General features: G+C 67.9%; 8 protein-coding genes and 1 tRNA gene. 5 read left to right on the forward strand and 4 right to left on the reverse strand.

What is annotated here, in order from left to right; genetic code table 11:
- The first annotated feature begins 177 nt into the window (after positions 1-177).
- Positions 178-2,409, forward strand: coding sequence for an MMPL family transporter (locus BC793_RS37445; RefSeq protein WP_146246630.1), 2,232 nt, complete (start codon positions 178-180; stop codon positions 2,407-2,409).
- Positions 2,410-2,739: 330 nt separating this feature from the next.
- Here BC793_RS37445 and BC793_RS52945 read toward each other — a convergent pair whose 3' ends face one another.
- Positions 2,740-2,964, reverse strand: coding sequence for a transposase (locus BC793_RS52945; RefSeq protein ID WP_158319496.1), 225 nt, complete (start codon positions 2,962-2,964; stop codon positions 2,740-2,742).
- Positions 2,965-3,007: 43 nt separating this feature from the next.
- On the opposite strand from BC793_RS52945, the gene BC793_RS49185 reads away from it, so the two are divergent.
- Both BC793_RS49185 and BC793_RS37460 read left to right on the forward strand, forming a co-directional pair.
- Complete coding sequence (locus BC793_RS49185) at positions 3,008-3,724, forward strand: hypothetical protein (RefSeq protein WP_146246632.1); 717 nt, start codon at positions 3,008-3,010, stop codon at positions 3,722-3,724.
- A gap of 62 nt (positions 3,725-3,786) precedes the next feature.
- Positions 3,787-4,611 (forward strand): phosphotransferase family protein, encoded by an 825-nt coding sequence (locus tag BC793_RS37460; RefSeq protein WP_239170482.1) that lies wholly within the window; start codon positions 3,787-3,789, stop codon positions 4,609-4,611.
- 170 nt (positions 4,612-4,781) lie between these two features.
- On the opposite strand, the gene BC793_RS37470 is transcribed toward BC793_RS37460, so the two are convergent.
- Positions 4,782-4,869: transfer RNA gene (locus tag BC793_RS37470), tRNA-Leu, on the reverse strand.
- A gap of 48 nt (positions 4,870-4,917) precedes the next feature.
- Positions 4,918-5,574, reverse strand: a complete 657-nt coding sequence (locus BC793_RS37475) for a TetR/AcrR family transcriptional regulator (protein WP_109601271.1) — start codon at positions 5,572-5,574, stop codon at positions 4,918-4,920.
- A 94-nt stretch (positions 5,575-5,668) separates the two neighbouring features.
- On the opposite strand from BC793_RS37475, the gene BC793_RS37480 reads away from it, so the two are divergent.
- Positions 5,669-6,637 carry an NAD(P)-dependent alcohol dehydrogenase gene (locus tag BC793_RS37480; RefSeq protein ID WP_109601273.1) on the forward strand — a complete coding sequence of 323 codons (969 nt, stop codon included), beginning with the start codon at positions 5,669-5,671 and terminating at the stop codon, positions 6,635-6,637.
- A gap of 131 nt (positions 6,638-6,768) precedes the next feature.
- Positions 6,769-7,392, forward strand: a complete 624-nt coding sequence (locus BC793_RS37485; RefSeq protein ID WP_158319497.1) for a transglycosylase domain-containing protein — start codon at positions 6,769-6,771, stop codon at positions 7,390-7,392.
- Positions 7,393-7,630: 238 nt separating this feature from the next.
- On the opposite strand, the gene BC793_RS37490 is transcribed toward BC793_RS37485, so the two are convergent.
- Positions 7,631-7,891, reverse strand: a 261-nt coding sequence (locus tag BC793_RS37490) for a transposase (protein WP_146246634.1), incomplete at its 5' end; no start/stop codon positions are given.

The raw sequence follows: 7,891 nt of genomic DNA on the forward strand, positions 1-7,891 counted from the left end.
TGTGGGCGACGACGACGCTACCCACGTCGCCGGTCGCCCCGCTGGGCCCCGAGCCCGCCCCTCGGAGGTAGTGCTAGCCACACCCCAAGAGGCGGGTCGACGTGCCAGCGGCCGGGCCCGCGTCCTCCGTAGCGTCCGTCTCGCCGTCCGGCACACCACGCTTTCGATGGGGGACCAGTGAGTATCAGGCAGACCGATCATCCCAACGCGACACCGCCGGGGCAGCAGGGGTCCGGGGCGCTGATCGTCCCTCGCGGCCTGGCCGAGAGACTGGCTATGTGGAGCGCCAAGCGCCGGATCCTCGTCATCGTTCTCTGGCTGCTCCTGACCACCCTGACGTACGCATCGTCCTACCTGGTGCCGGCGCACGAGATCGAGGACGCCGACTACCTCAACGGGGAGTCGGCTGTCGCCGAGCGGCTCGTGGACAACGCGAAGTTCGACGAGGGCGCCTGGGAGAGCGTGCTGGTCCAGGCCCGGGACGGCAGCCTCGACCGGGCCGCCGGCGCCGCGGTCAGCAAGGAGCTCACGTCGAGCTACCACGCGCTCGGCACCGTCCTCAGCATCGAGGGACCGGAGTTCGCCGACGACGGCAAGTCGATGATGCTGTCGGTCGAGCTCGACCGCGGCACGGGCGCGGAGCGCAAGGACCCGAGCGACATCGTGCAGCCGATGCTCGACACCACCGAGGCGGTCGAGGCGAGACATCCCGAACTACAGATCGAACAGGTCGGCGCCGGCTCGATCCGCAAGGACTTCGCCATCCAGGACGCCAAGGACATGCGGCGAGCCGAGTTGGTCAGCATCCCGATCACGCTGGCGATTCTCCTGGTGGCATTCGGGGCGCTGGCCGCCGCCGGAGTGCCACTGCTGCTCGGCCTCACCGCCGTCGCCGCAGCCCTGGGTATCAGCGGGCTGGTGTCGTCGCTCGTGCCGGTCTCCGCGTTCCAGCTGAGCCTGGTACTGCTGATCGGCCTGGCGGTCGCCGTCGACTACTCGCTCTTCTACGTCCGGCGCCAGCGTGAGGAGAGAGCTGCGGGACGCAGCATGCACGAAGCGCTGTTGCGTACGGCTGCGACCTCCGGCCGTACCGTCATCGTCTCCGGTGTCGCGGTGGCGGTCGCGGTGGCCGGCATGTTCTTCACCGGGAGCGCCCTGTTCAACTCCCTCGCGATCGGCACGATCGTGGTGGTGGCCATCGCCGTCCTCGGCTCGCTCGCTGTTATCCCGGCGACGCTGGCCCTCCTCGGCGACAAGGTGAACACGCCGCGTATTCCGCTGCTCTGGCGGCGTACCCGGATCTCCGGCGAAAGCAGGATCTGGAACGTGGTTCTGCGCCCGGCGCTCAACGCCCCGGGTTCGACCGTTCTGCTCGGGCTGGCGCTCGTCGGCGTGCTGATCGCCCCGATCGCCGATCTGAGACTGGAGATGCCGACCGACGACCACCTGCCCCAGAGCTACACCGTGGTACAGACCCGGATCCGGCTGGTGGAGGCCTTTCCCAGCGAGGGGTCCAGCCACACCGTGGCGGTCGACGCCGACCCGGCGCAGCGGGAGCAGGTCCGGGCGGCGCTGACCGATCTGATGGGCAAGGCGACCGCCGGCGGCGGGTTCTCGGCGGTCGACGAGCCGCGCATCACGACCTCGGTCGACGGGCGGATCACCCGGATGTACGTTCCGTTCCCGAACCGGGTGGACAGCCCCGAGGCGGATCAGACCCTGCGCACGCTGCGCACCGATCTCGCACCGGCGGCGCTCTCCGGTATCTCGGGCGCCACCTGGGCGGTCGGGGGCGCCACCGCGTTCAGCAGCGACGTCTCGCACGTGGTGGAGGAGCGGCTGCCGCTCATCATCGGTTTCGTCCTGCTGCTGAGCCTGGTGGTCATGCTGCTGGCGTTCCGTTCGGTCATCATCGCGGCCGTCACCACGGTGCTCAACCTGTTGTCCGTGCTGGCATCCTTCGGTGTCCTGACCTTCACGTTCCAGAACACCTGGGCCGAGGACCTGCTGGGGTTCCAGTCCGGCGGCTTCGTGGTCGCCTGGATCCCCGTGATCTTGTTCGTGGTGCTGATCGGCCTCTCGATGGACTACAACGTGTTCATCCTGAGCCGGATCCGCGAGCCACTGCACCACGGCCGCGGGTTGCGCGACTCGATCCGGCACGGCATCGCCTCCTCCGCGGGTGTGGTGACCAGCGCCGCGGTGGTGATGGTGGCGGTGTTCGCCATCTTCGCGACCCTCTCCACCTTGGAGATGAAGCAACTCGGTGTGGGTCTCGTGATTGCCATCCTCGTGGACATCACCATCATCCGGGCGCTCCTGCTACCGGGCATCCTGGTGCTACTGGGCAAGTCGCCGTGGAAAGAGCACAAAGCGCTGCGCCGCATTCCCTCCGTGACCCATGAGTGAGACCAGAAACCCCGGGACCGGAAACCGAGATTCCATACGCACGGGGAACGTCAAGGCGGAGAAGAACTCCGTGAACTCTGGCCGGAGAGCGGATAGCCGCCGCTAAGCCGGTGGGCAGGATCCGTTGCCGCTCCACATCAGCCGCCTTCTGACCGGCCGGACTCGCTACGGCCGGTCAGAAGGCGGGGACAGGACTCGAGTAACGAGGCGATGAAGCGCCCGGCATCCAGCGCCGCGGTACAGGCGATGCCGTGAGCCAGCAGCGCTCGGGCGGTCGCGAGTCCGCAGCCCGCGAATCGGCCGGGCTCAGCCCTCTTTACGAGCCCCGGCCTATCGGGCGAAACGGTCGTGACAGGTCTTCGCCGGCCCGTACCGCTCCGGGATTTGATCCCACTTCGCACCGTTGTCGATATGCCACAGGATTCCGTTGATCACCTGTCGGTGATCACGCCACCGGCCGCCGCGCTGCGGTGCCATGGACGGCAGCAACGGCCCCAGGCGCTCCCAGTCCTGATCAGTCGAATCACCTGCCACAACACGCCCACGATCGACCACAGTCAGCCGTGATGATCCGTCAGATGCGCTCTAAAGCGCTACCGTGGTATCCACCCTCGACGGCGGGACCCATGATCAGAAAATCGTGCGCCGCAATCGGCGCGTCCGCGTGGCCATGACCACAGCCCTGACGATCACCGGCATTGTCACCGCGATCCAAGTCGGCCGCGTTATCTCGGGTGAACACTCCCTCGACGACTTTGCCCTGCTGGTCTCCCTGTCCACGGTGATCCGCACACTCGCCGCCCTGCTCTGGCCAGAACTAACACCCACCCCGCCCGAAGATCTGGCAGCGACCCTCGCTGCCACGATCGAAGAGGAATGGCGTGAGGAGGCGCACAAGGGGCAACTGAGCCATCCGGGGGTGCTGCCCCTGGCCTGGGCCTCGACATCACGCGCCGGAATCGCCGACGACCCCGCCCGCGCTTTGGCGATGGACACCAGTGTACGTGTACGCCACGTCCGAATCCGCGGGCGTCTCAAACGTTCCCGACGACGACCGAGAACTCGGCGGGGACCAGATGACCGCCGACTGCGAGACCGGCAACTGCCGGTGCACGAAGCCGCCGTCGCTGGATGGCAAGACCGGGCAGGAAACCGTCGCCACGGTGGCTTCCGAGCGGGAAGCCTCAAGACGACGGTCCTCGCGATCCGGGTCGCCGGCTACCGGGTCGACCCGGATCTGTGGCCGGCCAGCGTCACGGCGGGCGACTGCACGCAGTGCCACGCCGGATGCCACGACAGTCCCACCCGCGGGTAATCCCCTGTCGGCGGTGTGCGGCCTACCCTGGTCGCACACCGCCGACGAAGGAGACCGGGCCTGTGCCTCATACTTCCTGGCATTCGCTGCCCGCCGAGGCACACGCTGCCATCCACGACCAGATCGGCCCGGTCACAGACGTGGAGCCGGTCGAGGCCGGATCCGTCGCCGACGTCGTCGCGATCCTGCACACCAGCACCGGAGAGTCTTTCTGCGCCAAGGGTGCCCGCGATGACAACCCCCGTGCGTGGATGCAGCGCCGTGAAGCGCGGCTGAACCCGTACATGCCCGCGTTCGCGCCGCGGCTGCGGTGGCAGGTCGAGGCGGCCGGATGGTCGATCTTGGGTTTCGACCGCGCGCCGGGCCGGCACATCGACGTGACCCCCGGGTCGCCGGACCTCGGACCATTGGCTGCGACCTTGACCGCCATGTCGACCACCCCCGCGCCGGCTCCTCCGGTCAAGATTCAAGCTGCTACGGCCCGATGGGCCGAGTGGGTGGCACCGGAGCTGGTCGACGGCGACACCCTGGTCCATACCGATGTGACCACGAAGAACTTCCTGATCCACGACGGAACCATTGCAGTCGTGGACTGGGCCATCCCATGCCGCGGCGCCGACTGGCTCGATACCGCTCTGATGGCCATCCGCCTCATCCGCGCCGGCCACATCCCCGCCGAAGCAGCATGCTGGGCAGAACAAGTGCCAGCCTGGCGGACAGCCTCACCGGAAGCAGTGCGGGCGTTCGCGGTCGCCTGTGCCGCCCTAGGCGCTGAACGGGCCCGCCAATCGCCTGCACCCCACCTGAAACAACTGGCCGATGCCGCCGCGAACTGGGCGAGCGCTCTCGGAACCTGCTGCAGGCCCGCGACGTCGATACCGTACTGATCACCGGGACGGTTGCCAACGTCTGCCGCGAGTCCCCGGCGAGGGACCCCAGCACGCTCGGGCACAGGGAGCTATACAGCCGGATCGGTCTGCGCATGACCTATCAACCAGGCCCAGAAACACTGATCGCCGAGGCTTGCACCCCGGCGAACGATCTTCGTGTCTTTGATTGGTGTCCGAGGGGGGACTTGAACCCCCACGCCCGATAAAGGGCACTAGCACCTCAAGCTAGCGCGTCTGCCATTCCGCCACCCGGACCTGCCTGAATAAGCTAACAAACGCTGACCATGGGGTTTCACGGTGGGGTCAGGTCGCCGGCTCGGTGTCGCGGAGGCGTTCCAGGCCGTCGAGGATCAGGTCGAGGCCGAACGTGATGTCGGGGTCGCCGGAGTGCCGACCCTCAGCCACCTGGCGGGTCAGTTCTGCCATGTGTGGGTAGCGATCGCCGGCCAGTAGGTGCTGGTGGGCGGAGGCCGTCTCGGCGTAGTCGGCCGGCGCTATCGGGAAGGCCAGGCGGCGGAGCGTGTAGCCGTACACATAGCTGTCCATGGTGTTCCAGGCGTAGTCGGCGAGTCTCCACGAGAAGCCGGCGCCGCGCAGCACGCCGAGGGTGAAATCGATGTAGCGCAGCATCGATGGGCCGGTGTTGGTGCGTGACATCAGCAGCGGTGGAGCCCATGGGTGGAGGGTGAACACGCGGAACGCCGCCACACCGCGGTGACGCATCGCCGCCTTCCAGTCCTTGGACGGCTCCGGCAGGTCGATCTCGCTGACCACCATGTCGAGGATCCCGGCGAGGACGGCGTCCTTGTTGGCCACGTGCCGGTAGAGCGACATGGCCTCCACGCCGAGTTCGCGGCCCAGGTGCCGCATGGTCAGCGAATCCGCGCCGCCCGAGTCGGCCAGGGCGAGGGCGGCCTGCAGCACCCGCCGCGTGCTGAGCGGCGCTCGTGAGGTTGGCATCTATTCGGCTCTCCGGTGAGTTGCGGGACGGGTCGACCATACCGCAAGCTTGCTTACGACGTAAGCTTACGTCGTAAGCGGGAGGCGGGGGATCATGAGAGCACTGATTCAATGTGGGTACGGATCGCCGGGCCAAGTCGCCCTCCAGGAGGTGCCTTCGCCCGCTCCTGGAACCGATGACCTGCTGGTTCGGGTGCAGGCGGCGGGTCTCAACGCCGCCGATCGGTTCCTGCTGCGGGGCGAGCCCTTCGCGATCCGTGCGCTGGCCGGCGGGCTGCGCAGACCACGTGCCGGATTCGTGGTCGGGCGGGCGCTCGCGGGGCGGGTGGAGGCGGTCGGCGAGGCCGTCCGGGACTTCGTGGCCGGCGACGAGGTGATGGCCGAGTGCACCGGCGCCATCGGAGAGCTGGCCGTTGTTCCCGTCGGTATGGCCGCCCGTAAACCGGTCGGGGTCACCTTCGCCGAAGCGGCCGCGCTGCCCATCGCCGGCACCACCGCCCTGGCCGGCGTCCGGCGCATCTCCAGCGGGCAGCGGTTCCTCGTCACCGGCGCGTCCGGTGGCATCGGCACCTTCGCTGTGCAACTCGCCGTCGCCAAAGGTGCGACGGTCGCCGGGGTCTGTTCCGAGCGCAATGCCGCGCTGGTTCGCAAACTGGGCGCTCAGCAGGTCATCGACTACGAGAAGACGGGCGCCGACGACCTGCGTGCGGCGGGGGAGCGGTTCGACGTGATCCTCGACCTGGCCGGAAACTATCCCGTCGCGGCGCTACGGCGGATACTCGCCCCCGGCGGCACGCTGCTGCTGTCCGTCGGCACCGGCGGCCGATGGCTGGGCCCAGCCCGCCGTCTGCTCAAAGCCATGATCACCGGCCACCGCCAGGTGCGGGCACTCACCGTCCGTCCAGACCCCGCCGACCTCTCCGAGCTGGCGACCATGGTCGCCACCGGCCAGATCCGCCCGGTAATCGACGACATCTACCGCCTCGACGAGGCCCCAGCAGCCCTCGACCGTCTCGACCGGGGCTGGGTCGCCGGCAAGATCATCGTGGCGGTCGCCGAATGACCACCCGATCGACATGATCCGCGACGGTGACGGCGACGGCGGGCCTGTCCGAAACTGGGCCAGCCCGGGCGCTGATGGTCTACGGTGCAACCCTGCTGTTCTATGCTTCGGCGGGGACCTACTGTGTTGCGATGACTATCGCTGACATGGCACGGCCTGCCAACGAACCAGTCTCCGTTGTGCCCGCACGGCGTCGTGGCCAGCGGGTGGCCGTCGGCGTGTCGATGGCCCTGCTGCTCGTGGCCGGCGGCACGGTCGCGTCGACCTACTACTACGACAGTGTGCCGTTGGTCGAGAGCGGCATCTCGTACCCGGTCGTGGCCGTTACGGAGCTATCGCCTGCGGTGGTCAACGCGTTCGTCGCCGCCGTCGACGCGGACTTCTACGATTCCGGAGATTCGTTGATCACTCGGCGGTATGCCGTGGTGGCGGCCGGTGCCGATGAGGAGTCCGGCTTGCGAACTCGGATCTTGGCGAACAAGGCTGAATCGAGTTACACCAAGGAGGAGATCCTCGATCGCTACCTCAACCGAGCCGACTACGGCCGTGGTGCGGTCGGCCTCGTCGCCGCCGCGCGGACGTACTTCAACAAGCCGGCGGCGCAACTGACCGTTGCCGAGGCCGCATTGCTCGCGGTGCAGTTGCACCCCGATAGGCCCACGCCGAGGGACGGTTGGAACCAGGTGCTGGACACCATGGTCGAGCGCGGCTGGTTGGCTGCGGCTGAACGGAGCAGCCTCACCTTCCCCGGCTAAGGGCGGCCCCTTATTCGGCAGCGCCTCGACCGTCGCGTCCGACATCGCCTGATCGCCGGTGAACTTTCTGGTTCGAGATCCGCGGGACGCTGGGGTGCACGCTTCGAGACGTCCCGGCTTTCACGGCGGCGCGGACGTTCTGGCGGCTCGGCTTCGGGAGAAGGCGCGATGTTCTGGCCGGTGGGGCGTGCGAGGGCAGTCCGTCAGCGGGGTGGTCTACTAGGCCGTGTCCTGCCGATCACCGAAGCCAGATAACAGCTGCGATGAGCAGCAAGGATGATCGGTAGATGGCGGCGCGTTTGGCGTAGCGGGTGGCGAGGTCTCTCCATTGCTTGAAACGGTTGAAGCAGCGTTCCACGACATTTCTCTGCCGGTAGATCTCTTTGTCGAACCTCGGCCGGCGTCCGCCGCGGCTGCCTTTGGCGGCCCGGCGGGCGATCTGGTCCGAGCGTTCCGGGATGGTGTGTGCGATACCGCGGCGCCGCAGCCGACGGCGGGT

The sequence above is a fragment of the Actinoplanes xinjiangensis genome (assembly GCF_003148685.1).
GTDB classification, from domain to species: Bacteria; Actinomycetota; Actinomycetes; order Mycobacteriales; family Micromonosporaceae; genus Actinoplanes; species Actinoplanes xinjiangensis.

What these genes read in the sequence shown, in the direction of transcription:
- BC793_RS37480 (WP_109601273.1), top strand. Translation starts at nt 5,669, where the DNA reads ATGAGAGCACTGATTCAATGTGGGTACGGATCGCCGGGCCAAGTCGCC.
- BC793_RS37485 (WP_158319497.1), top strand. Translation starts at nt 6,769, where the DNA reads ATGACTATCGCTGACATGGCACGGCCTGCCAACGAACCAGTCTCCGTT.
- BC793_RS37475 (WP_109601271.1), bottom strand. Translation starts at nt 5,574, where the DNA reads ATGCCAACCTCACGAGCGCCGCTCAGCACGCGGCGGGTGCTGCAGGCC.